This is a genomic window from Gemmobacter caeni, from assembly GCF_003054195.1.
GTDB classification, from domain to species: domain Bacteria; phylum Pseudomonadota; class Alphaproteobacteria; order Rhodobacterales; family Rhodobacteraceae; genus Gemmobacter; species Gemmobacter caeni.
On the sequence record NZ_QBKP01000001.1, the window covers coordinates 87933 to 111684 of the forward strand.

Annotated in this window: 18 protein-coding genes; 3 read left to right on the forward strand and 15 right to left on the reverse strand. The window is 64.3% G+C overall.

What is annotated here, in order from left to right:
- Window positions 1-57: 57 nt before the first annotated feature.
- From C8N34_RS00430 to C8N34_RS00450, 5 genes are all read right to left on the reverse strand, one after another.
- Entirely contained in the window at window positions 58-1143 is a 1086-nt protein-coding gene (locus C8N34_RS00430) for an ABC transporter ATP-binding protein (RefSeq protein WP_108126820.1), read from the reverse strand.
- Window positions 1144-1156: 13 nt separating this feature from the next.
- Entirely contained in the window at window positions 1157-2776 is a 1620-nt protein-coding gene (locus C8N34_RS00435) for an alpha-glucosidase (RefSeq protein WP_108126822.1), read from the reverse strand.
- Between the two features lie 7 nt (window positions 2777-2783).
- A complete protein-coding gene (locus C8N34_RS00440; protein WP_108126824.1) occupies window positions 2784-3911 on the reverse strand; it encodes a carbohydrate ABC transporter permease in 1128 nt (375 codons plus the stop codon).
- The gene (locus C8N34_RS00445; RefSeq protein ID WP_054303521.1) at window positions 3911-4903 is read right to left on the reverse strand and encodes a carbohydrate ABC transporter permease; all 993 of its coding nucleotides are present in this window, start codon (window positions 4901-4903) and stop codon (window positions 3911-3913) included. The genes C8N34_RS00440 and C8N34_RS00445 overlap by 1 nt, the downstream gene beginning before the upstream one ends.
- A gap of 81 nt (window positions 4904-4984) precedes the next feature.
- Window positions 4985-6334 carry an ABC transporter substrate-binding protein gene (locus C8N34_RS00450; protein WP_108127389.1) on the reverse strand — a complete coding sequence of 450 codons (1350 nt, stop codon included), beginning with the start codon at window positions 6332-6334 and terminating at the stop codon, window positions 4985-4987.
- A gap of 246 nt (window positions 6335-6580) precedes the next feature.
- Between C8N34_RS00450 and C8N34_RS00455 the strand changes: the two genes are divergently transcribed.
- Genes C8N34_RS00455 through C8N34_RS00465 form a run of 3 tightly spaced genes read left to right on the forward strand, consistent with a single transcriptional unit; the run spans window position 6581 to window position 9917 of the window.
- A complete protein-coding gene (locus C8N34_RS00455; RefSeq protein ID WP_054303710.1) occupies window positions 6581-7606 on the forward strand; it encodes a LacI family DNA-binding transcriptional regulator in 1026 nt (341 codons plus the stop codon).
- Window positions 7599-8915 carry a GH1 family beta-glucosidase gene (locus tag C8N34_RS00460; protein ID WP_242013743.1) on the forward strand — a complete coding sequence of 439 codons (1317 nt, stop codon included), beginning with the start codon at window positions 7599-7601 and terminating at the stop codon, window positions 8913-8915. The genes C8N34_RS00455 and C8N34_RS00460 overlap by 8 nt, the downstream gene beginning before the upstream one ends.
- A gap of 51 nt (window positions 8916-8966) precedes the next feature.
- Entirely contained in the window at window positions 8967-9917 is a 951-nt protein-coding gene (locus C8N34_RS00465) for a glucokinase (RefSeq protein ID WP_054303520.1), read from the forward strand.
- Between the two features lie 53 nt (window positions 9918-9970).
- On the opposite strand, the gene C8N34_RS00470 is transcribed toward C8N34_RS00465, so the two are convergent.
- From C8N34_RS00470 to glgA, 10 genes are all read right to left on the reverse strand, one after another.
- The gene (locus C8N34_RS00470) at window positions 9971-10756 is read right to left on the reverse strand and encodes an FAD binding domain-containing protein (RefSeq protein WP_108126826.1); all 786 of its coding nucleotides are present in this window, start codon (window positions 10754-10756) and stop codon (window positions 9971-9973) included.
- 10 nt (window positions 10757-10766) lie between these two features.
- Window positions 10767-13139 carry a xanthine dehydrogenase family protein molybdopterin-binding subunit gene (locus C8N34_RS00475; protein WP_108126828.1) on the reverse strand — a complete coding sequence of 791 codons (2373 nt, stop codon included), beginning with the start codon at window positions 13137-13139 and terminating at the stop codon, window positions 10767-10769.
- 58 nt (window positions 13140-13197) lie between these two features.
- Entirely contained in the window at window positions 13198-13683 is a 486-nt protein-coding gene (locus tag C8N34_RS00480; RefSeq protein ID WP_054303517.1) for a (2Fe-2S)-binding protein, read from the reverse strand.
- A gap of 40 nt (window positions 13684-13723) precedes the next feature.
- The gene (locus C8N34_RS00485) at window positions 13724-14245 is read right to left on the reverse strand and encodes an SRPBCC family protein (protein ID WP_108126830.1); all 522 of its coding nucleotides are present in this window, start codon (window positions 14243-14245) and stop codon (window positions 13724-13726) included.
- A 73-nt stretch (window positions 14246-14318) separates the two neighbouring features.
- On the reverse strand, window positions 14319-16538 hold the full coding sequence (locus C8N34_RS00490; RefSeq protein ID WP_054303515.1) for a hybrid sensor histidine kinase/response regulator: 2220 nt from the start codon (window positions 16536-16538) through the stop codon (window positions 14319-14321).
- Between the two features lie 6 nt (window positions 16539-16544).
- A complete protein-coding gene (locus tag C8N34_RS00495; protein WP_054303514.1) occupies window positions 16545-17678 on the reverse strand; it encodes an FIST N-terminal domain-containing protein in 1134 nt (377 codons plus the stop codon).
- A gap of 7 nt (window positions 17679-17685) precedes the next feature.
- Window positions 17686-18363, reverse strand: a complete 678-nt coding sequence (locus C8N34_RS00500) for a response regulator transcription factor (protein ID WP_054303513.1) — start codon at window positions 18361-18363, stop codon at window positions 17686-17688.
- A 99-nt stretch (window positions 18364-18462) separates the two neighbouring features.
- Window positions 18463-20094 carry an alpha-D-glucose phosphate-specific phosphoglucomutase gene (locus tag C8N34_RS00505; protein ID WP_108126832.1) on the reverse strand — a complete coding sequence of 544 codons (1632 nt, stop codon included), beginning with the start codon at window positions 20092-20094 and terminating at the stop codon, window positions 18463-18465.
- The gene (gene glgX, locus C8N34_RS00510; protein WP_108126834.1) at window positions 20091-22208 is read right to left on the reverse strand and encodes a glycogen debranching protein GlgX; all 2118 of its coding nucleotides are present in this window, start codon (window positions 22206-22208) and stop codon (window positions 20091-20093) included. The genes C8N34_RS00505 and glgX overlap by 4 nt, the downstream gene beginning before the upstream one ends.
- The gene (gene glgA, locus C8N34_RS00515) at window positions 22205-23635 is read right to left on the reverse strand and encodes a glycogen synthase GlgA (RefSeq protein ID WP_108127393.1); all 1431 of its coding nucleotides are present in this window, start codon (window positions 23633-23635) and stop codon (window positions 22205-22207) included. Before glgA ends, glgX begins: the two co-directional genes overlap by 4 nt.
- Between the last annotated feature and the right edge of the window lie 117 nt (window positions 23636-23752).

Sequence of the window (23752 nt, forward strand, 5' to 3'; positions counted from 1 at the left end):
CCCGCGCTGATCGCACTGGCGCTATCGCTGCTGTTCCTCGCCGGGCTGGCGCTTGTTTCAGCGATAGAGCAGCGAACGGCCGTTGTGGAACAGGTGCAGCTTGGCCGGATCGGCAGTCAGATGCACCGCGCTGTGCCGAAGCCCCTGATGGATACCCGGCAGCTTCGCCACCACCGGCGCCGCCTCGCCCGCGCGTTTGAAATAAAGCAGCGTCACCTCGCCAAGCGCCTCGGTAATTTCCACCTCGCCGGTGTAAAGCGCGGGGGTGTCACTGGGCACCATATCCTCGGGCCGCACCCCAAGGTTCACCGCCAGCCCCAGATCCGCGTCCCCGGTGGGGATCGCCGCGATGGCCTCGCCGCCGCCATCCAGCTTGACCCGCGTCTCGGCGCCGGTGGCGACAATCTTGCCGGGCAGCAGATTCATGGCAGGGCTGCCGATGAATTGCGCCACGAATTCGTTCTCGGGCCGTTCATAAAGCTCCAGCGGGGTGCCAACCTGTGCGATACCGCCACCGGCCAGAACCACGATACGGCTGGCCAGCGTCATCGCCTCCACCTGATCATGCGTGACGTAGATCATGGTCGATCCGGGCATCGCCTCTTTCAACTGTGCAATCTCGATCCGTGTCGCCACCCGCAAGGCAGCGTCGAGGTTCGAGAGCGGTTCGTCGAACAGATAGACCTTCGGGTCGCGCACGATCGCCCGCCCGATGGCCACGCGCTGCCGCTGCCCCCCGGAAAGCGCCTTGGGCAGACGATCCAGATAGGGCGTCAGTTGCAGGATACGCGCGGCATTGTCGACCGCCGCGTCAATCTCCGCCTGCGGCTTCTTCGCGATTTTCAGCGCAAATTCCATATTCTGCCGTACGGTCATATGCGGATACAGCGCATAGGACTGGAAGACCATGGCGATGCCGCGCTGCGCAGGCGGCACTTCATTCATACGCACACCGTCAATGGTGAAATTGCCGCCGGTGATGCGCTCCAGCCCTGCGATCATCCGCAACAGCGTGGACTTTCCGCAGCCCGAGGGCCCGACAAACACGATCAACTCGCCCGTCTTGATATCGAGGTCGATGTTCTTCAGAACCTTGACCTCACCATAGGCCTTTTCGACCCCGGTCAGCTTCAGATCGGCCATAAGCGCCCCTCCCTCAGACCCGACGGGCCAGGCAATAGTGCCATGGACCCAGGTTAGCCTTTCCTTCGATCACCGGCTGCGCGCCAAGAGCACCGCCAATCGCCTCCCACCGCCCATCGGGCAGGTGAATGTCTTGCGATGCTTCTCCCAGATTGAACGCACAGAAGATTTCTTCCGCGCCCTGCCGGGTGAAGCGGATCACCGGGCCCTCGGCCGTGATTCCGGTCATATCGCCATAGCGCAGCACCGGATGGGCGCGGCGGAAGGCCAGCGCGGCGCGGTAGAATTCCAGCATGGAGTCCGCCACGCCTGCCTGTGCGCCAACGGCCCGCGCCAGATGCGGTGGCGTCACCGGCAGCCAGGCGCGCGGACCCGCAGTAAAGCCACCCTGCGCATTGTCCTTCTGCCAGGTCATCGGTGTGCGTGCGCCATCACGACCCTTGAACTCGGGCCAGAACTCTATTCCGTAGGGGTCTTGCAGATCCTCAAAGGCAATTTCTGCCTCGGGCAGCCCCAGCTCCTCGCCCTGATACAGGCAAACCGAGCCACGCAGGCACATCAGGAGCGCGGTATAAGCCTTTGCACCCTCTTCCGAAAGTTGCCAGCGGGTGATGTGGCGCACCGTGTCGTGATTTGAATAGCTCCAGCACGGCCATGCATCCGGCGCAGCAGCGGCCATACGGGCAAAGGTCGCCTCCACCCCCTCGGCGGTCAGGCGCCTGGGTTGCAGCATCTCGAACGGGTAGCACATCTGCACCTTGTCGCCGCCCGAAGTATATTCGGCCATGATCTCCAGCCCGCGCTGCGCATCGCCGACCTCGCCCACCGCGGCCGCACCGTAAGGCGCCAGAACGGAACGGAATTTCCGCAGAAATTCAAGGTTCTCCGGCTGGTTCTTGTCGAACAGGTGCATCTGGTGGTTATAGGGGTTCACCGCGGGCGCAATGGAATCGTTGCGCAGTTCCTTTGGCAGCGCAGGATTGTCTCGCAAGTATTTGTCTGCGAAATAGAAATTGATGGTGTCCAGTCGAAAACCATCCACTCCGCGTTCCAGCCAGAACCGCGCAACGTCAAGCTGCGCTTCCTGCACATCCGGGTTGTGGAAGTTCAGATCGGGTTGCGAGGTCAGGAAGTTGTGCAGGTAATATTGCTCGCGCCGTGCATCCCAGCTCCAGGCCGAGCCGCCGAAGATTGACAGCCAGTTGTTCGGCGGCGTGCCATCAGGCTTCGGATCGGCCCAGACATACCAGTCGGCCTTCGGGTTATCCCGGCTCTGCCGGCTTTCGCGGAACCACGGATGCCGGTCGGAACTGTGCGACAGCACGAGGTCGATCATCACCCGCAGACCCAGATCATGTGCCCGCGTCACCAGCGCATCGAAATCGGCCAGTGTGCCGAACATCGGATCGACGTCGCAATAATCGCTGACGTCATAGCCGAAGTCCTTCATCGGCGAGGTGAAGAACGGGCTGATCCAGATGGCATCGGCGCCGAGGGTCGCGATGTGATCCAGCCGCGAGGTGATGCCCGGCAGGTCGCCGATACCGTCGCCGTTGCTGTCCTGAAAGCTGCGCGGGTAGATCTGATAGATCACCGCGCCGCGCCACCAGTCGGGGTCTTTGGGAAGGGTCATGGGTCTCTCACTTCACGGAGCCGGCCAGCAGGCCGCGCACCAGGTATTTCTGCATTGCGAAGAACACGATCAGCGGCACAGCGATGGACACGAAGGCCGAGGCGGCAAGAATTTCCCACTCGCCCCCTTTCGACCCCATCAGCTCGCGCAGGAGGCCGGTCATCACCAGCTGGTCGGGGTTGTTGCCCAGGAAGACGGTGGCGACCAGCAGGTCGTTCCAGGTCCAGAGGAACTGAAAGATCGCAAAAGAAGCCAGCGCCGGAAAGCTGAGCGGAAGGATGATCTTGAGGAAGATCTGGAAGTCGGTCGCGCCATCGACGCGCGCGCTTTCGATGATCTCGCGCGGCAGGCCGACCATGTAGTTGCGCAGAAGGTAGATCGCCAGCGGCAGGCCGAAGCCGGAATGCGCGAGCCAGATCCCGATGTATTCCTTGCCGATGCCCAGTTGGTTGTGCAGCTTCAGAAGCGGGATCAAGGCCATCTGCAAGGGCACGACCAGCAGGCCCACCACAGCGGCGATCAGCAGCGCGCGGCCCGGAAACTCCATCCACGCCAGTGCGTAGGCCGCGAAGGCCGCGATCAGGATGGGGATGATGGTGGCGGGAATGGTTACCGTCATGGTGTTGAGGAAGGCGCGGCCCAGCCCTTCAGCAAACATCACGCGGCGGTAATTGTCGAGCGTGAAGCGCGGCGGGGTGACGGAGCTGACGAAGATGCGGGGCGAGCGGCCCTCGAACTGCGCGGGCGCGGTCAGGCGGTAGTCCCCATTGGCCTGCACCGCCAGCTTTACCCCGTCCTTCAGATCGGCCTCGGCCCCCGGCGCGAAGGCATCCGGCGCGCGGGAGTTCACGCCGAAGGCCGTGACCTCGCCCCCTGCGCCGTCAAACACATTACCGTCGATCACCCAGAGCGGTCCGTCCTGCCGTTGCGTATCTGCATCCCCGGCGCGATAGACGATGTTCTGTTCAGCCGGGAACAGCGACCGCCACCAGCCCGAGGTGGTGATCTGGTCGCGATCACGAAAGGACGAGACCAGCAACCCGATGGTCGGCAGCACCCACAGAAGCACCAGCGCGGCGGTGGCCAGATGCACGGCCCAGACCAGCGAGGACTTGGTTCCTGCGATATTGTCCATCAGCGCATCTCCTTCCGGGCATTGCGGATGTTCCAGATCATGATCGGCGTCACCATCAGCATGATGACCAACGCCACGACCGAGGCGCGCCCGGTATCATTGCCGCGGAACATCCAGTCGAACATAAGGTTCGCCAGCACCTGCGTGCCCCACTGGCCATTGGTCATCGCCAGCACGATGTCGAAAACCTTCAGCACGGTGATGGTGATCGTGGTCCAGACCACTGCAATGGTGCCCCAGATCTGCGGCACCTTGATGCGGGCGAAGATCTGCAAGGGAGAAGCACCGTCGAGGATCGCGGCCTCCACCGTTTCCTCGGGGATGCCGCGCAGTGCTGCGGACAGGATCACCATGGCAAAGCCGGTCTGAATCCAGATCAGCACAATCATCAGCATGAAGCTGTTGCCCGGCTCCAGCGTCAGCCAGGTTTGAGGCTGCCCGCCCAGCGAGACCCAGATCGCGTTGAGCATGCCGATCTCGGTCTGGCCATCGCCGCGATAGTCGTAGATGAATTTCCAGATCACCGAGGCCCCGACGAAGGAAATCGCCATCGGCATGAAGATCATCGCCTTGGCAAAATTGCCCCAGCGGATACGGTCGGTCAGGGCGGCGGCGATCAGACCGAAGAAGGTCGATGCGGCGGGCACCACCAGCAGCCACAGAAGGTTGTTGCGCATCGATTCCCGAAACTTTGAATCGCTGACCAGCCACGAATAATTGTCGAAGCCGACATAGGTCTGGCCGGTGGAATCGTGGAACGAATACCAGACCGACACGAAAACCGGATAAACCAGATAGACCGCCAGCAGCAGCACGGCAGGCAGCAGGAACAGCCAGGGCCGGATCTGGGCCGCACGGGCGATATTGCGCCCGGCATCTGCCCCGCGTGGTGGCAGCAGCGTATCGAGGATCAGGTTCGACAGAAAGAAATAGGCGACGCATCCGAAGACACCGATCACGATGGTGCCGCCCGCCATCAGTAGCTGTTCCATGTTTCCCCCAAGCCTCCAAGACAGCCGCAGACTCCCCGCCCGGATTGCTCCGGGCGGGATGCACTCGTTACATCGCGCGTTTTACTTCAGCGTATCCCAGGTCTTCTGGATCTCGGCCGCCACGGCCGCCGCATCCTTGCCACCGGAATAATCGACCATGCCGGTCCAGAAGGCCCCGGCGCCGATTGGTCCGGGCATCAGGTCAGAGGCGTCAAAGCGGAAGGTGGTGGCGTTCAGCAGGATGTCGCCCATCTTCTTCAGCGTCTCGTCGCCGTAAGCCTCGGGGTTGACGCCCTTGTGCGGGGTCAGGAAGCCCTTCTGCGCCATCCAGACCTCATGCGCGATGGGCGTTTCGAGGAACTGGATGAAGGCGCGCGCGGCGGGGCTGTCCTTCATCATCCCGAACACCGTGCCCGCGCCCAGCACTGGCTGGCCCAGATCCTTGCCCGCATAGGCCGGGAAGTAGAAGAAATCGGCATCCTGCCCGATCACCGTGCCTTCGGGGAAGAAGGACGGAATGAAGCTGGCCTGACGGTGCATGTAGCAGGCTGGCGGCGAGGCAAACAGGCCCTTCGGGCTGTCACGGAAATCGGTGGAGGCGACACCGCCCGCGCCCCCCGCCACCCAGGCATCGTTGCGCGCGAAGGCGCCATATTCCTCGATGGCATTGACCACGATGGGATCATCGAACTTCAGATCATTGCTGACCCAGCGGTCATAATTCTCGGGCGTGGTGGTGCGCAGCATCATGTCCTCGACCCAGTCGGTCGCGGGCCAGCCGGTCGCCCCGCCCGAGCCAAGCCCGATGCACCACGGCGTGCCGCCGTCATCGACGATCTGCTGCGACAGCGCCTTCAGCTCCTCCATGGTCTTTGGCGCTTCATAGCCCGCGTCCTCGAAATTCTCGGGCACATACCAGACCAGCGATTTCAGGTCGGCCTTGTAGAAGAAACCGTAAAGTCCCGGCGTGCCATCCTTGCCGGGGAAGGTCGCCAGATCGACCCAGCTTTGGCCGGCAGCATAGTTTTCGGCCACCCATTTCGCGGTCTCGTCGCCCAGCGGCACCACAAAGCCCTTGCTGGCCAGATCGCGCAGCAGGCCAGGCTGCGGGAAAACCGCGATATCGGGCGGCGAGCCCGCCTGCGCGTCAATAACGATCTGCTGTTCAAAACTGTCGGAGCCGCTGTAATTCACCTTGGCGCCGGTTGCCGCCTCGAAATAGGCGATGACGCTTTCGACCAGATCCTTGTCAGGCCCAAGCCAAGGGCCAAGGATCGTCAGTTCCTGCCCCGACAGATCCTGTCTGAACGCCTCGAAGCTGTCCCAGTTCAGCCGCGCATCCTCGCCCGGCGCGAATTTCAGGTCACGCGCCCCGGCCTGCCCGCCCATCAGCGCCAGAACCGCCACACCGGCGCACAGGCTCCGTTTCATTGTCATCCTCCCGTTCCTCCTCCATCGGTGCTTCATTCCGGCACCGTCCCCGTCGCGGAATCACATTTCAAACCGCTTTGGATTGGCACAGCTAAGACATCCCCGGCCCGGCTGTCAACGAATCTTCGACAAAAGTCGCACGCAACCCTTGAGATCACGGCGGAAAAACAGATGATTTGGGCTTTGACGCCCCCGCCCCGGACGGCTAACATCCCGGCGAATTTGAAACGCTTTGGCTGCACGCACATGAATCTCAAGGAGCTGGCCCGCAAACTCGACCTGTCACCCACAACGGTGAGCCGGGCCCTGAACGGCTATCCCGAAGTGAACGAGGCCACTCGCGAAAGAGTAGCTGCCGCAGCCAAAAAATACAACTATCAGCCGAATACCCGCGCCATCCGGCTGGCGACAGGGCGCGCCATGGCCGTGGGCCATGTCATTCCGCTGGCGACACGGCACGAGATCGTCAACCCGGTCTTCGCCGATTTCATCGCCGGTGCGGGTGAAGTCTATTCCCGCAACGGCTATGATCTGCTGCTGTCCGTCGTTTCGGACGATGATGAGGAACGCGCGTATCGCGAACTCAAATCTCGGGGGACGGTCGACGGGGTGATCGTGCATTCGCCACGGATGCGCGATGAGCGCATTCCGCTGCTGCACGACCTTGGCATCCCCTTTGTCGTCCATGGCCGCGCCACCGACAGCCCGCGCCCCTACCCCTGGGTTGATGTGAACAACCGGCGCGCCTTCCAGCGGGCCACCGAATTCCTGCTGGATCTCGGCCATCGCAGGATCGCACTGATGAACGGGCTGGAATTCATGGATTTCGCGCTACGTCGCCGGGCCGGATATGAGGCTGCGCTGGCTGCACGCGGCATTCCTGTTGATCCCGCGATCATGGCCAGCGAGGAAATGACGGAAACCAGCGGTCACCGGCTCGGGGCGGCGCTGCTGTCCGGCCCCAACCCGCCCACGGCCTTTCTGGTTTCGTCCATCATCATGGGCCTTGGCATCCGCCGCGCGATTGAAGAGCGCGGTCTGCAAATGGGCCGGGATGTTTCCGTCATCGTTCACGATGACGAGCTGAGCTATCTGCGCAACGGTGACGACCTGCCAATCTTCACTGCCACCCGGTCTTCCGTGCGCGAGGCCGGGCGGCAGGCGGCGGCCATGCTGATCGGGCTGATCCGGGGTGAGGCGGGGGCGCCGCGCGAGTTGCTGATGGAGGCAGAGTTGATCATCGGTCAATCCACAGGCCCGCATCGTGGCTGATCCGATCCCGCCGCGCGCCACCTTCCCGCCAGGCTTCGTGTTCGGTGCCGCCACCGCCGCTTATCAGGTGGAGGGCACGCGCTTCGGCGGCTGTGGCCCCTCGCACTGGGAGACTTTCGCCGCCACCCCTGGCAATGTGGTGCGGGCCGAGGATGGCGCCACCGCCTGCGACCATTACCACCGCTGGCCCGAGGATCTGGACCTTGCCGCCCGCGCCCACATGGATGCCTGGCGCTTTTCGACCAACTGGTCGCGGGTGATGCCGGATGGCGTGACGGTAAACCCCGAGGGTCTGGATTTCTATGACCGGCTTGTCGATGGCATGCTGGCGCGCGGGCTCAAACCGTTCCTGACGCTCTATCACTGGGATCTGCCCGCTGCGCTGGCCGATCTGGGTGGCTGGCGCAACCGCGACACCTGCGCGCGTTTCGCCGATTTCGCCGAGGTGATGGCCCGCCGAATTGGCGACCGCGTCGCTACCACCGCCACGATCAATGAACCGTGGTGCGTGGCATGGCTGTCGCATTTCCTCGGAGCCCATGCGCCGGGCCTGCGCGACATCCGCGCCGCCGCCCGCGCCATGCACCACATCCTGCTGGCACATGGCATGGCGATGGAGCGGCTGCGCGGGCTGGGACAGCGCGATCTGGGAATCGTGCTGAACTTTGACCGTGCGGTGCCTGCCAGCGAAGCCCCCGCCGACCTTGACGCCGCTGCCCGTCAGGACGCGATCTTCAATCGCTGGTTCATCGAGGCGATCACGAAAGGCGCTTACCCGGCCGAGGCGCTTGAGGGACTGGCGCCGCATCTGCCGCAGGGCTGGCAGAACGATATGGCGGTGATCCGTCAGCCGCTCGACTGGCTGGGCGTCAACTACTACACCCGCCACATCCATGCCGCCGCCCCCGGCCCCTGGCCCGCCACGCGCGAGGTGGAAGGCCCGCTGCCGAAAACCCAGATGGGATGGGAAATCCACCCCGAGGGGCTGGAACATTTCCTGACCCGCCTCGCCCGCGATCACGTCGGCAACCTGCCGGTCTATGTCACCGAAAACGGCATGGCACTGGCCGAGCCGCTGGACGATTCCACCCGCACGGCTTTCGTCGCGGCCCATCTGCACGCCACACAACGCGCCATCGCGGCGGGAGCCAATGTGCAGGGGTTCTTCTACTGGTCGATGCTGGACAATTACGAATGGGCCGAAGGCTATGAAAAGCGTTTCGGCCTCGTGCATGTTGATTTCGAGACCTTGGCAAGGACCCCGAAAGCATCTTATCACGCGCTCGCACAGGCATTGGCACACAACTGATGCCCCTACGGTTGCTCTGGCCCGGCATCCGCTTATGCAACGGAGGAAAGCATGAGTGACCCCTTCTCGCTGGTAGCCGACATCGGTGGCACCAATACCCGCGTGGCCCTTGCGGATGGCAAGACCATCCGGCCTGACAGCATCCGCCGCTTCCGCAACGCCGAGTTTCCGGGGCTGGAAACCATCCTGCGTCGCTATCTGGATGATGCGGGCGTGAAAGATTGCGCAGGCACCTGCATCGCGGCGGCAGGTCCGGTGCAGCATGGCATCGCGACGATGACCAACCTGAGCTGGACCATAGACGGCGCGGCGCTGACGCGTGCCACCGGCGCGGAACGCGTCGCGATCCTGAACGATCTTCAGGCGCAGGGCCATGCCCTTGGCCATATCGCCGAGGACAAGCTGGCCCGCATCATCGACGGCCCGGTGCAGTCAGAGGATGCGAAACTGGTGGTCGGTGCAGGCACCGGCTTCAACGCAGCGCCGGTGCATGACGCGCGCGGGGTGCGCATCGTCGCCGCCTCAGAATGCGGCCATATCAACATGCCCATTCGCACCGAGGCCGATCTGCGGCTCGCCCGTTTCGTGGAAACCGCTCACGGCTTTCCGGGGGTGGAGGATGTGCTGGCCGGTCGCGGGCTGGAGCGGCTTTACGCCTTCGTGCGCAGCGAAGCCGGTCATCCGGGCGAAAAATCCGCTGCCGAAATCATGGGGGCCCTCGCCGAAGGTGACCCGGAGGCCGAGGCTGCCGGGCGCCTTTACGTTCGCCTGCTGGGGGCCGAGATCGGCAATCTGGCACTGGTGCATCTGCCCTTCGGCGGCATTTTCCTGATCGGCGGTGTCGCCCGTGCCTTCCAGCCCTATCTGGAGCGGTTCGGTTTCACCGAAGCCTTCCGCGACAAGGGGCGTTTCGCGGGCTTCATGGCCAATTTCACCGTTTCGGTGATCGAGGATGATTATGCCGCACTGACCGGATGCGCCGTCTACCTCGATAACCTCTGAAAATGCAGAAAAGCCCGCCGGTTGGCGGGCTTTTCTTGTTTTCGTTATGAAGATCAGGCCGCAGCGACGGCGCGCTTGGTCAGCACCTTGCACAGATGCGCGCGATAGGCGCCGGTGCCATGCAGGTCGCTGATCATGTTGTCGCCCGACAGGCTCAGCCCCTCCAGCGCCTCGGGCGCGAAATTCGCGCTCAGCGCCTCTTCCGCCTCGGTCCAGCGGAACACGCCGTCATTCGACGCCCCGGTGATCGCCACCCGCACGCCATCGGCGTATTTGGCGACAAACACGCCCGTGAGGGCAAAGCGCGAGGCCGGCTGGTTGAACTTCACATAGGCCGCCTTCTGCGGGATCGGCAGACGCACGGCGGTGATGATCTCACCCTCTTCCAGCGCGGTAGCGAACATGCCCTGAAAGTAATCGTCCGCCGCAATCTCGCGCCGGTCGGTGACAATGGTTGCCCCCGAGGCCAGCGCCGCCGACGGATAGCAGGCCGACGGATCATTGTTGGCAAGGCTGCCACCAATGGTGCCCCGGTTACGCACCGCCGGGTCACCGATGTTCCCGGCCAGCGCCGCGAGTGCCGGATACTGCGCCGCCGCCTCGGCCGCCACCACCGCATGCGGCGTGGCCCCGCCGATCACCAGCGCACCGCCTTCCGCCTTGACGCCCTTCATCTCAGCAATGCCGGTCAGGCTGACCAGCATGTCGGGCTGATTCAGGCGCTGTTTCAGCGTCGGGATCAGGGTCTGACCACCGGAGAGCGGTTGGGCACCCTCCTCGGCCAGTGCCTTCACCGCCTCTGCGATGCTGGAGGGTTTGACGAATTCGAAGTTGTACATCCTGACCTCCTCAGCCGTTCAGCGCCGACCAGACACGGGCGGGCGAAACGGGCATGTCGATATGGGTGATGTCGGTGCGACCGGCACGATGGAAGGCGTCGATCACCGCATTGACCACGGCGGGGGGCGAGCCGATGGCCCCGGCCTCGCCGCAGCCCTTCACCCCCAGCGGGTTGTGGGTGCAGGGCGTGACGCAGCTGTGATCCACCTTGAAGAACGGCACATCCTCGGCGCGCGGCATGGCGTAATCCATGAACGACCCCGACAGAAGCTGGCCGTTTTCATCGAAAACGCAGTTCTCCATCAGGGCCTGACCGATGCCCTGCGCCAGCCCGCCCTGCACCTGACCTTCAACGATCATCGGATTGACGATATTGCCGAAATCGTCTGCCGCGCTGAAGGCCACGATCTCCACCTTGCCGGTTTCGGGATCGACCTCGACCTCGCAACCATAGCCGCCCGACGGATAGGTGAAGTTGGACGGGTCGTAGAAGGCGGTTTCCTCCAGCCCCGGCTCCATGCTTTCCAGCGGGTAGTTATGCGGCACATAGGCGGCCAGCGTCACCCCCGACCAATCCACCGACTTGTCGGTGCCCGCGACCGAGAACTTGCCGTCCTTCAGCTCGATATCCGCTTCAGACGCTTCCAGAAGATGCGCCGCGATCTTCTTGGCTTTATTGATGATCTTGTTCGTCGCCTTGACGATAGCCGACCCGCCGACCGCAAGGCTGCGCGACCCGTAGGTGCCCATGCCCATCGGCGTGTTCGAGGTATCGCCATGCACGATCTCGATCTGGCCTGCGTCAATGCCGATCATCTCGGCCACCACCTGTGCGAAGCTGGTCTCGTGCCCCTGACCGTGGCTGTGTGAGCCGGTAAAGACCGACAGCGAGCCGGTGGCATTCACCCGGACCGTGGCGCTTTCATAAAGCCCCGCACGGGCGCCAAGCTGCCCCACGAGGTTCGAGGGTGCGATACCGCAGGCTTCGATATAATGCGCCACGCCAAAGCCGCGCCATTTGCCCCGCGCCTTCGCCTCGGCTGCGCGTGCCTCGAAGCCCGCGTAATCCGAGATTTCCAGCAGCTTATCCATCGTGGCGTGATAGTTGCCAGTATCGTAGACCACGGCGACCGGGGTCTGATAGGGGAACTGGTCGGGCTTGATGAAGTTCTGGCGGCGCAGCTCTACCGGGCTGACACCCAGCTCACGCGCGGCCTTGTCGACCAGGCGTTCCAGCTGGAAGGTCGCCTCGGGGCGACCCGCGCCGCGATAGGCGTCGACCGGCACGGTATTGGTGAACACCGCCTTCACGTTCACATAGATCAGCGGCGTCCGATAGTTGCCCGCCATCAGCGTGCCGTGCAGCCAGGTCGGGATCGACGGTGCGAAGGTCGAGAGGTAAGCCCCCATATTCGCGTAGGTTTCCGTCCGCAGCGCGGTAAAGTTGTTGTCCTTGTCCAGCGCCAGTTCGATCTTGGTCACATGGTCACGCCCCTGCGCGTCGGAAATGAAGGCCTCCGAGCGGGTCGATGTCCATTTCACCGGCCGGTTCAAGGTCTTGGCGGCATAAGTAACGATAGCCTCTTCGGCATAGTGATAGATCTTGGACCCGAAACCGCCGCCGACATCCGGCGCCACCACACGCAGTTTGTGTTCAGGGATACCCAGCACGAAAGCGCCCATCAGCAGACGGATCACATGCGGGTTCTGCGATGTGGTATAAAGAGTGTGCATGCCACCGGCGCTGTCGAAATCGCCGACGGCGACGCGCGGTTCCATCGGGTTGGCGACCAGACGGTTGTTCACCAGTTCCAGCGTCGTGACATGGGCCGCGTTCTTGAACGCCTCTTCCACCGCAGCCTTGTTCTCCTCGACAAAACCCCAGTCATAACAGAGATTTGAGCCGATCTCCTCATGTACCTTCGGCGCATCGGCCGCAATCGCAGCCTTCATGTCCAGCACCGGGGTCAGTTGGGTGATATCCACCTCAACCGCCTCTGCCGCGTCGCGCGCCTGTTCCAGCGTTTCGGCCACCACAACGGCGATCGGATCGCCGACATGGCGCACCTTGCCCTCGGCCAGAACCGGGTGCTTGGGCTCCAGCATCGGCTTGCCGAAACGGTCGGTCACCTGCCAGCCACAGGGAATGCCGCCCACGCCCGCGAAATCGGCGGCGGTGAACACCTTCAGCACACCGGGCATCGCCTCGGCTGCCGCCACATCCACCTTGTTCAGCATGCCATGCGCCACATCCGAGCGCACAAACCAGGCATGAGCCTGGCCGCGGATATTGATGTCGTCCGTATAGCGGCCCTTTCCGGTCAGGAACCGCACATCCTCGCGCCGCTTGGTGCTGGCGCCGATGCCACCGTCTTTCGGCATGAATACCTCCCTTATAGCGATACGTCAGAAACGCACCGCAAATCCCTGTTCCTGAAGCTTATTCCGCTGCAATCTGCCCGACATCCTGCCCCGAGGCCGCCAGCACCGCCTTGACGATGTTGTGGTAGCCCGTGCAGCGGCAGATATTGCCTTCCAGATGGTGCCGCACCTCGGCTTCGGTCGGTTTGGGGTTGTCGGCCAGCAGGGCCGCCGCGCTCATAACCATGCCAGGGGTGCAGAAGCCGCATTGCAGGCCGTGGTGATCCTGAAACGCCTGCTGGATCGTCGACAGCGATCCGTCGGCATTCGCCATGCCCTCGATGGTCCTGACTTCGGCGCCCGCCACGTCCTGCGCGAAAGTGGTGCAGCTTTTCACCGCCTTGCCGTCGATATGCACGACACAGGCACCGCATTGCGAGGTATCGCAGCCGACATGGGTGCCGGTCATCCCCAGCCCCTCGCGCAAAAAGGTGGAAAGGAGCGTGCGCCCTTCCACCTCGCCGGAAACGGACTTGCCGTTCACCGTCATCGAGACTTTCGCCATTTCTTCCTCCCTGGCTTTATTGCGTGCTGGGTTGCGGTTCTCAGCTGATCAGCTTCTTGAACCAGCCCTTTTTCTGTTCCGGCGCGGCCTCGTCGGCGGCGTCTTCGGCCTCGGGTTCTGCCGGGCCCTCGACGGCCTGCTGGAACCGCTCGAAGAATTCATCGGCCATCTTCTTGGCAAAGCCGTCGATGATGCGGCTGCCAAGCTGCGCCAGCTTGCCACCGACATTGGCCTCGACCTCATAGCTCAGGCGCGTGCCCTCGGGGATCGGCTCGAACCGGACCCTCGCGCCGCCCTTGGCAAAGCCCGCAGCACCGCCCTTGCCCTCGCCCGTGATGGTCAGGCTTTCGCCTTCCACAATGTCAGAAATGGTCACGACGCCCGTGAACTTCGCCTTCACCGGGCCGACCTTCTGCACCACCACGGCCTCATAGCCATCCGCGACGCTGCCGGTCACGCTTTCGCAGCCCGGCACCGCAGCACGCAGCATCTCCGGGTCCAGAATGGCGTCCCATACCGTTTTCGGATCGGCCTTGATGTCGCGCTGGTCTGTGAGTTGCATGGAAATCCCCCTCGTTCTGACCTACGCTAACAGCAATCCGGCGCAGGCCGCTATCAAACCATAGTCGTAAGTCTCACATCCCCGTGGGGAGTCGGGCAAGCCAGGATTCAAGCGCGCGCGGGTCCAGTGGTTTCAGGAACAGTTCTGCCCCCAGATCGAGGCAGGCGCGGCGGATGCCGGTTTCGCGACCCGCCGTGATCAGGCTGACCGGCAGATGCGGGTGCCGTGCGCGGATCTCGCGCAGGAAATCAAGGCCCGAGCGACCCTCGCCAAGCTGCTGGTCCACGATGAACACATCGGGCAGGATACCGATTTCCTCGATCAGCGCCTCGGCCTCTTCGGCATTGGCGGCGTCCAGCACCGTCATGCCCCATTTTTCCAGCATCAGGCCAAGGGCACGGCGCAGGTCAGGTTCATTCTCGATCAGAAAGACAATGCGATCCGGCGTGGGCCGCGCGGCAGGTTCGATGCGTGGCGGGGCGGGCAGTGCCTCCACTCCCGGTTCGGCACGGGCAAGCTGCACCATGAAGCAACTGCCACGCCCCGGCTCGGATTGCAGGCCAAGCGGATGGCCAAGCGCCGCGCAGGCGCGTTCGACGATGGCAAGGCCCAGCCCCATGCCTTCAGAGGCAGAGGCCGGGGCATCCAGCCGGTGAAACTCGCGGAAGATGGCGTCCTGATCTTCCTCCGCGATGCCGGGGCCGGTATCGCGCACCTCCAGCCGGATCAGCCCGCCCTGCCGCCGCACGCCCACCAGAACCCGGCCCTGCATCGTATAGCGCACAGCGTTGCCGATCAGGTTTTGCAGGATGCGCCGTAGATAGGCCGGGTCCGACACCACAACGGCCGAACTGGGCATCACGGTCAGCCGCAGCCCCTTGGCGGCGGCGATGGCGGCAAATTCCTCGCGCAGCGGATCAAGCACCCGGTTTAGCGTCAGCGCGCGCGGCGTCACCGCCAGACGGCCACTTTCCAGCTTGGAAATATCCAGCAGCGCACCAAGGATGCCTTCTACCTGCACCAGCGCGTTCTGGGCCTTGGTCACGGCCTCCTCCGCCGCCGGGTCCAGTTCCTCCGCCGGGATCGAGCCGATGAACAGCTTGGCCGCCGACAAGGGTTGCAGCAGGTCATGGCTGGCCGCCGCGACGAAACGCGCGCGGCTGGCATTGGCGCGTTCGGCATCGGCCAGCGCATCGGCCAGCTCCAGCGTGCGTTCGGTCACGCGCGCCTCCAGCGTTTCATTCACCGCAGCCAGCGCCGCCCGCGCCGCGCGTTCGGCGGTGATGTCGGTGAAGCTGAGCACGAAGCCGCCATCCGGCATTTCCTGCGCATCGGCCTGAAGGATGAACGGCCCGCGCCGCAACTCGAAGCTCAGCGTCTGGCGTTGCTTCGCCGACGCCCAGGAGCGCAGCACCTCGGCCGTCATGCCATCGCCAAAACTCGCCTCGGCACCAAAGCGTTCCATCAGCGTATCGAAGGTGACACCCGGGCGAAAGCGCGTCACGGGAATCGCCAGCAGATCGCCCAGTCGCGCGTTCCAGCCCACCAGCCGGGTCGCGCTGTCGAAAATGCAGACCCCCTGGCTGATATGATCCAGCGTGGCGCGGATGATGCGGGCCTGATCGTCCAGCATCTTGCCGCGTTCCTCGCGCTCCAGCCGGATGATATCGGTCACATCGGTTTGCAGGATCACGGTGCCGCCATTGGCAGTGCGATGCTCGGACACCTGCAACCAGCGGTCCCAGATCAGGCGCACGTTGAAGATGACATGCCGGTCCTGATGCCGCCGGCGTCGGCGCACCGCCCAGTCCTGCGGCGTTTCGCCTGCGGGCAGCGCCATGAAGCGCGAGCGGCTGACAAGGTCGATATAATCGTCAAAGGCAAGACCGGGGCGCAGATGGTCACGCAGGTCGAGCATCTGCATGCAGAAGCGCGAGTTGCACATGACCAGCACCTCGTCGGGGCCGAACAGGGCAAAGCCTTCCTGCACCGTCTCGATGGCATCGGCGAGGTTGCGTCGCGCGGCTTCGGCCTCGTGATTGGCGTCGGCCAGCCGGGCGTTCGACTGGTTCAAAAGGTCCAGCGCGCGTTCCAGATCACGGGTACGCGCGCGAACCTGATCTTCCAGCAGGGCCGCACGCTGGAACTGGGCATAGGCGGCACCGCTGTCATCGGTCACCTGCTCGACCCGGCGCATCAGCACCTCGGCAATGGTCATCAGCTTTTCTCGCTGACGTTCCGGCGGATCGGCGGGGTTCAGCAGGCTGGCGGCCCGCGGCGTCCGGTCAGGCATCGCGTCTCAGACCCCCGGCGGGTAGATGGCGACGCCGGTCATGGTCTGGTTCACATGCATGGAATTGAGCTGCTCGCCATAGGTGGAAAAACCGACCACCCGATGATCGCGCAGAATGGCGGACAATGCACCGGATTTCTGTTTCTCCATCGCCTCCATCCGGCGCAGGATGCAATCGCAGGCCAGAATGGCCGCTGGCGCGCTGCCGATGGCAAGCGCATCCAGCTCGCGCTGAAGGTGGGTCACCATGTCCTGCGGCTCGGCCAGCGTCAGCACGAGCCCCTCGTCGATGGCGGAAAAGAACACCAGATCGCCGTCAGGCGCGACGCGCTGGATGGCGCGCACATGATGTCGCCCGCCGATCCGCACCACCACCGGATGGGCGGCGAAGGTGAACGTATCCAGTTGGCCCGGATCTTTCCCCAAAAGCCGCGCATATTCCCTTGCAGCCGGTTCGGCATTGATGCAGCGCACGGTGCGGTTCGCCGGATTGGCTTCAGTCACCACCATGCGGGTTTCGGTCGGCACCAGATGATCCAGGTTGAACACCTTCACCCGGCAGCGTGACCGCACCATGGCAAGCACCGCCGCATTGCGCAGCGCGCGACCCTCGTGGATCACGAATGTCTCGCGGAAGCGCGTGCCGTCGGCAGCCGATCCGCCAAACAGCGGCACCGGCCCAAGGCCCGAGGCCAGCGCGGCGGTCAGTTCATCTTCGCGGGTGGACAGGCCGTCGACCATGAGAAAGGCAAATTCATGTTCCCAGGTCGGTGCGCGTTCCGCCAACCCGTGCCGGCTGCGGATCAGCCGCCCGATCAGCGCGTCACGTTCGATAGTGGCCAGATCGGGAATCAGCAGGATGTCAGTGGCGAAGTATTCGGCATGAAGCCCGAAGGCCACGATACTGCCTTCCGCATAGCCGTCCGCCGAAATCTCGCCCGCCGTGGTGCAGCCGATCACCGGCGCGTCAAAGGCGTTTTCGGCCAGCAGTGCCGCCAGATCGGCCTCGGGCGAGATGAACAGGAAGATGCAGGCGAACGGTCCCACCCCCAGATCTGCCGCCAGACGCGCAGCGGCGCCGGGCGTTTCCGCAGGCACCTGCGCCGTCGCCACCAGCCCCTCGCCGATCCCCCCCAGCACCGGCGCCTCAGCCGTTTTCCGGCATGATGGCGCTGAAGCTCGCCTCGCCCGCGATCAGTACGGCCTGCGTGCGGCTTTGCACCCCCAGCTTGCGCATGATGGCAGTCACATGCGCCTTCACCGTGGTTTCGGCAATCGACAAATCATAGGCGATCTGCTTGTTCAGCCGCCCTTCGCAGATCAGTTGGAGGATCTTTGCCTGCTGCCGGGTCAGCAGCGCCAGCCGCGCCAGCGCCTGTTCGCGCGATGTCACCGGCCCGTCCTCGTCATCGGGGGGCACATAACCTTCGGGCTGATAGATACCGCCTGCCCGCACCGCCTCGAACGCGGCGCGAAATACCTCGCGCCTTGCGTGTTTCGGCACGAAACCCGCCGCCCCCGCCTGAAACACCGCCGCGATGACCCGGTTATCGGCAAGGCTTGACACCACCAGCACGGGCGCCGAGCCCGCCGCAGCCTTCAGCCGGATCAGCCCGTCAAGGCCGGTCACATCCGGCAGGTTCAGATCCAGCACGACGATATCGGGCATCGGCGACAGTTCCAGCCGCGCCAGCGCCGTTTCCAGCCGGTCCACCGTTTCGACCTGCGCCACCCCTGCCACGGCGCGCAATGTGATCGACAGCGCGTCGCAGAACAAAGGATGATCGTCGATGATCAGCGCCGTATTCACCACACGTTCCGCCATGGCAAGACCTCCGTTCCTGCGATCAGTTTACCCCGGCGCGGGCGGGTGGCAAGCAAGCCGAAAGTCGTGGTTTCAACCAAACTTCCGGCCTGTCCGACCTCAGGTCACCACATCCGGTTCGGTCCGTCCGGTATGCGCGGCGATCTTCGCCAGCGCATGTGCCGCGCGGATCACCGGGGCCAGCGCCTCTTGCGGATCACGGTCAAGCCCCTCCGGCCCCGGCGCGTAGCGTTCCAGATAGACCCGAAGCGTCGCGCCCTCGGTCCCGGTGCCGGAAAGCCGCATCACGATGCGCGAACCATCGGTGAACAGGATACGCACGCCCTGCTTCTGGCTGACCGAGCCATCGACCGGATCGGTATAGGCAAAATCGTCGGCACCCGCGATCTCCATGCCTTCCACGCTTTGCCCCTTCAGGCCCGCGAGGCTGGCCCGCAACTCAGCCATCATCGCATCGGCCTTGTCGGTGGCAATCGCCTCGAAATCGTGGCGGGAGTAATAGTTACGGCCGAATCTTGCGAAATGTTCGGCCATGATCGTGGCGACCGATTGCTGGCGCACGGCCAGAATGTTCAGCCACAGCAGCACCGCCCAAAGCCCGTCCTTTTCGCGCACATGGTCTGACCCGGTGCCAAAGCTTTCCTCGCCGCAAAGCGTGGCGCGGCCCGCATCCAGCAGATTGCCAAAGAACTTCCACCCCGTCGGGGTCTCGTATTTGCCGATCCCCAGCGCATCGGCAACCAGATCGGCGGCGGCCGAGGTCGGCATCGAGCGCGCAACGCCCGCAAGCCCGCGCGCATAGCCGGGCGCCAGATGGGCATTGGCGGCCAGCACCGCCAGACTGTCCGAGGGCGAGACATAGACGCCGCGCCCCACCACCATGTTGCGGTCGCCATCGCCATCGGATGCTGCGCCGAAATCGGGGGCATCGGCTCCCATCATCTCGGCCATCAGCTCGTGCGCCCATGTCGGGTTCGGGTCGGGGTGCATGCCGCCGAAATCCGGCAAGGGCGTGCCATGGGTCACGGTGCCCTTGGCCGCACCAAGGCGGTTTTCCAGAATTTCCGTGGCATAGGGGCCGGTTACGGCGCACATCGCATCAAAGCGCATGCGGAAGCCACCGGCGAACATCGCCCGGATTGCCGGGAAATCGAACAGGGTTTCCATCAGCGCGGCATAATCGGTCACGCTGTCAACCACCACGACCGCCATGCCATCCATCGTGGTGGCCCCGATGCGGCCAAGGTCGATATCCGCCGCGTCGGAGATGCGGTATTCGGTGATCTCGGTCGTGCGCCGGAACATGGCCTCCGTCACCGCCTCGGGTGCCGGGCCGCCGTTGGCCATGTTGAACTTGACGCCGAAATCCTCCTCGGGTCCGCCGGGGTTGTGACTGGCAGACATAATGATGCCGCCATCGGTTTTATTGAGCCGGATCAAATGGCTGGCCGCCGGAGTTGACAGAACGGCATTCTGACCGACGATCACCTTCGCCGCCCCGTTGGCCGCTGCCATCTTCAGGATGGTCTGCGCCGCGCGGTCGTTGAAATACCGCCCGTCACCGCCCAGAACAAAGGTCTTGCCCGCCGCGCCGCCAATGGCGTCGAAAATGGATTGCACAAAGTTTTCAAGATAATGTGCCCCCATGAACACCGGGGTTTTCTTGCGCAGGCCCGAGGTGCCCGGCTTCTGCCCGGCGATGGGCTGGGTGGCGATGGTCAATACGGTCATTCTGATCCTCGATCGAAGTCTGCCGAAAAGACAAGCACGGAATGCGCCGGAACCTCAAGCCCCGGCACGGCGGGTTCCCGCCCGGCATCCGGACGGGTGGTATCCAGTTCCAGCCGCCAGCCCGGCGCGGTATCGGGCAGCGTCAGTTTCACCGCAGACCCCGTATTGAACACGGCGAAAATCGCCTCACGGTCGGTCAGGTCGCCTTCGGCTGCGCGGCGCAATTCGACGCAAAGACAACGGAAGGCCGGGTCGTGCCAGTCCTCGGGCCGGGGCGTGGCGCCATCGGCGCGGCGCCAGATCACATCGGGCAGCCCATCCACCGCACGCGGCAACCCGTGCAGAAAGCGCCGCTGTCGCAACACGCGATGATCCTGCCGCAGCGCGATCAGCCGCGCCACGAAGTCGGCCAGCCCGTCATCCGCCCGCGCCCAATCCACCCAGCCGATCTCGTTATCCTGCGCATAGGCGTTGTTATTGCCCTGCTGGCTGTTGCCGATCTCATCCCCCGCGAGCAGCATGGGCACCCCCTGCGACAGCATCAGCGTCGCCAGCAGGTTGCGCTTGCGCAGGCCCCGCGCGGCGCGGATCGCGGGATCGTCGCTTGGCCCCTCCACCCCCATGTTCGAGGAGTGGTTGTCGTCATGGCCGTCGCGATTGTCCTCGCCATTGGCGAAGTTGCGCTTGACGGTGAAGCTGACCAGATCCTCCAGCGTGAAACCGTCATGCGCGGTCACGAAATTGACCGAGGCGCAGGCGGTGCGCCCGGCCTTGTCAAACAGCTCGGCACTGCCCAGAAGCCGCCGCGCCAGATCGGGCACCACGCCCGCATCGCCGCGCCAGAGCCGCCGGATGCCATCGCGGAAACGGTCGTTCCATTCGCTGAACGGATGCGGGTAATTGCCCAGCTGATAGCCGCCGGGGCCAATATCCCAGGGCTCTGCGATCAGCTTCACGCGGGCCAGCACCGGGTCTTGCCGGATCGCATCGAAAAAGCCGCCGTTCGGATCGAAGCCATGCGGCTCGCGCCCCAGAACCGAGGCCAGATCGAAGCGGAAGCCATCGACATGCATGACCTCGACCCAGTAGCGCAGGCTGTCCATCACCATGCGCAGCACCATCGGATGCGACAGGTTCAGCGTATTGCCGGTGCCGGTGTCATTGACATAGAAGCGCCCGCCATCGCGCAGGCGGTAGTAGCTGCGGTTGTCCAGCCCGCGGAACGACAGTGTCGGCCCCAGTTCGTCACCTTCACCGGAATGGTTGTAGACCACGTCGAGGATCACCTCGATCCCCGCCGCATGGAAGCGGCGCACCATGGTCTGAAACTCCCAGACCTCGCCCTTGGTCATGTAGCGCGGTTCGGGCGCGAAGAAGCCGATGCTCTGATAGCCCCAGTAATTGCGCAACCCTTTCGCCACCAGAAAACGGTCATCCAGAAAGGCATGGACGGGCAGCAGTTCGATGGCGGTGATGCCCAGCTTCACCAGATGCTCCAGCACCGCATCCGAAGCGAGGCCAAGGAAACTGCCGCGCAGCGCCTTTTCAACCCCCTTGTGCAGCGCGGTCAGCCCCTTCACATGCGCCTCGTAGATCACTGTCTCGTGCCAGGGACGGCGCGGCGCACGATCCGGTCCCCAGTTGAATGACGGGTCCACCACCACCGATTTCGGCACGGCAAAGGCACTGTCGCGAGGGTCAAAGGACAGATCGGCGCGCGGGCTGCCAACCTTGTAACCCATCAGCGCATCCGACCATTTCAGCCGCCCCGAAAGCTGCCGCGCATAAGGGTCCAGCAGCAGCTTGCTCGGGTTGAAGCGATGGCCGCCTTCGGGGGCGTAAGGCCCGTGCAAGCGAAAGCCGTAATGCGTGCCCGGGGTCAGCCCGCCGATATGGATATGCCAGATGTCGCCATCCCGGTCGCGCAGCGGTATACGGCACAGCTCACGCCGGCCATCGGGAGAAAACAGGCACAGCTCCACCCGTTCGGCATGGGCTGAGAAGAGCGCGAAATTCACCCCCTCACCGTCGAAACTCGCCCCCAGTGGCCAGGGGCGGCCGGGGGTCAGCGTATGCCCGGCCAGCCGGTCGGGAAGGCCATGCGCCGCGATCATGGCCGCAGGATACCGTCATACAGCCGGGCATAGGCCGCGGCCGAGGCCGCCCACCCGACCGGCTGCGCCATGGCGCGGCGGCGGATCTGCGCCCAGAGTTTCACATCGGCATGAAGCGCCGCCAACTGCCGCAGCGCGCCCGCGAAGGCGGTGGCATCGGTCGGGTGGAAGATGATGCCGGTCGCCGTTCCCGCCGCCAGCGCCGCCGGATTCGCCGTAATCACCGTATCGGCCAGCCCGCCCACCGCCGCGACCACCGGAATGGTGCCGTAGCGCAGCCCATACATCTGCGTCAGCCCGCAGGGTTCAAACCGCGAGGGCACCAGCACCGCATCGCCGCCCGCGAACATCCGGTGGCTCAGCGCCTCGTCGTAGCCGATCCGCACGCCGACCCTGCCGGGGAAGCGCGCTGCCAGATCCAGCATCGCCGATTCCAGCGCCGGGTCACCGGAGCCGAGCATCACCAGCCCGCCGCCCGCTGCGATGAATTCAGGCAGCACCTCGGGCAGCAGGTCCATCCCCTTCTGGTCGGTCAGGCGGCTGACCACGATGGCCAGCGGCCCCGGCACCTCCTCCAGCCCGAATTCGGTGCAAAGCGCGGCGCGGTTCGCGACCTTGCCCCTGATCCGGGTGGCGGTATAGGGCACCGCCTCGGCCTCGGGCGACCAGACGCTTTCGTCCACGCCGTTCAGGATGCCTTGCACCTCTGCCGCCCGTGCGGCCACGATGCCTTGCAGCCCCATGCCGAATTCGGGGCGCATCAGCTCCTCTGCATAGCGGGGCGAGACCGTGGTGATGCGATCCGCCGTCACCATCCCGGCCTTGAGACTGGACAGCCCGCCGTAATACTCCAGCGAGGCGGCGTGGAACTCATGCGCGGGCAGCCGCAGCGTGGACAGCATCGAAGCCTCGGCCCAGCCCTGGAAAGCGATATTGTGAATGGTCATCACCGTCGCCACATCGCGCGGGCCACCGAAGGCAAGATAGGCGGGGGCGAAGCCCGCCTGCCAGTCATGCGCATGCAGCACCTGCGGGCGCCAGCCATCGACCAAACCATGCCGCGCGATTTCTGCCGCGACCCAGCTCAGCGCGGCAAAGCGCTGGGGATTGTCCGGCCAGTCCGCACCGCCGCTGTTATAGGGGCCGCCTTCGCGGTCATAAAGATGCGGCGCGTCCAGAAGCAGCACCGCAATCCCGTCGACCTCGCCCGCCTTCACCACGCCACGCCCGCCGAACAGATCGTCCCGCGCGAAAACCTCGGGCCAATCGGCACAAAGCGGGCGCAGGGCGCGATAGGCGGGCAGAAGCACCCGCATCTCCCATCCCTGCCCGGCCAGCGCCCCCGGCAGCGCCCCCACCACATCAGCCAGCCCGCCGGTCTTGGCCAGCGGCACGCATTCCGACGCCACAGACAGCACCCGTTTCATCGTCATCCCCGGCCCCTCATTTTCCGTCCACAAATATCCTGGGGGGTCGCAGATCGTGCGCCATCGGTTCAAGACCGATCGGCGACGGGTAAAGCCCCCGGGTCTTTGAAGTCAGGT

Coding starts and splice junctions, on each gene's coding strand:
- C8N34_RS00430 (WP_108126820.1), bottom strand. CDS start 1,143: ATGGCCGATCTGAAGCTGACCGGGGTCGAAAAGGCCTATGGTGAGGTC.
- C8N34_RS00435 (WP_108126822.1), bottom strand. CDS start 2,776: ATGACCCTTCCCAAAGACCCCGACTGGTGGCGCGGCGCGGTGATCTAT.
- C8N34_RS00440 (WP_108126824.1), bottom strand. CDS start 3,911: ATGGACAATATCGCAGGAACCAAGTCCTCGCTGGTCTGGGCCGTGCAT.
- C8N34_RS00445 (WP_054303521.1), bottom strand. CDS start 4,903: ATGGAACAGCTACTGATGGCGGGCGGCACCATCGTGATCGGTGTCTTC.
- C8N34_RS00450 (WP_108127389.1), bottom strand. CDS start 6,334: ATGAAACGGAGCCTGTGCGCCGGTGTGGCGGTTCTGGCGCTGATGGGC.
- C8N34_RS00455 (WP_054303710.1), top strand. CDS start 6,581: ATGAATCTCAAGGAGCTGGCCCGCAAACTCGACCTGTCACCCACAACG.
- C8N34_RS00465 (WP_054303520.1), top strand. CDS start 8,967: ATGAGTGACCCCTTCTCGCTGGTAGCCGACATCGGTGGCACCAATACC.
- C8N34_RS00470 (WP_108126826.1), bottom strand. CDS start 10,756: ATGTACAACTTCGAATTCGTCAAACCCTCCAGCATCGCAGAGGCGGTG.
- C8N34_RS00475 (WP_108126828.1), bottom strand. CDS start 13,139: ATGCCGAAAGACGGTGGCATCGGCGCCAGCACCAAGCGGCGCGAGGAT.
- C8N34_RS00480 (WP_054303517.1), bottom strand. CDS start 13,683: ATGGCGAAAGTCTCGATGACGGTGAACGGCAAGTCCGTTTCCGGCGAG.
- C8N34_RS00485 (WP_108126830.1), bottom strand. CDS start 14,245: ATGCAACTCACAGACCAGCGCGACATCAAGGCCGATCCGAAAACGGTA.
- C8N34_RS00490 (WP_054303515.1), bottom strand. CDS start 16,538: ATGCCTGACCGGACGCCGCGGGCCGCCAGCCTGCTGAACCCCGCCGAT.
- C8N34_RS00500 (WP_054303513.1), bottom strand. CDS start 18,363: ATGGCGGAACGTGTGGTGAATACGGCGCTGATCATCGACGATCATCCT.
- C8N34_RS00505 (WP_108126832.1), bottom strand. CDS start 20,094: ATGACCGTATTGACCATCGCCACCCAGCCCATCGCCGGGCAGAAGCCG.
- glgX (WP_108126834.1), bottom strand. CDS start 22,208: ATGATCGCGGCGCATGGCCTTCCCGACCGGCTGGCCGGGCATACGCTG.
- glgA (WP_108127393.1), bottom strand. CDS start 23,635: ATGAAACGGGTGCTGTCTGTGGCGTCGGAATGCGTGCCGCTGGCCAAG.